1 protein-coding gene is annotated in these 285 nt (G+C 74.7%); it reads left to right on the top strand.

The window, feature by feature from the left end; genetic code table 11:
- On the top strand, window positions 1-285 hold a 285-nt coding region (locus AC1RPK_RS07695; protein WP_481769345.1), incomplete at both ends, for a glycosyltransferase.

Genomic DNA, 285 nt, shown 5'->3' with positions numbered 1-285 from the left:
CGCTGACCGACTTCGCCGTGGCGCGGGCCGGCGCCGCGACCGTCTGCGAGTTCGCCGCCCTCGGCATCCCCGCGGTGTACGTGCCGTTCCCGATCGGCAACGGCGAGCAGCGTTTCAACGCGGCCGGCGTGGTGCAGGCGGGCGGCGGCATCCTGGTGGACGACGCCGAGTTCCTGCCCGCGTGGGTCGACGGCCGCCTGCTCCCGCTGCTGGCGGACCGTGCGGCGGTGGACGAGATGGCGCGCAAGGCTGCGATCACCGGAGTGCGCGACGGCTCCGAGAGGA

Source organism: Dellaglioa sp. CoH-55-MRSF-6, assembly GCF_056782215.1.
The sequence above is the reverse complement of the archived record's forward strand: the minus strand, read 5'-3'. Positions and strand labels throughout refer to the sequence as shown.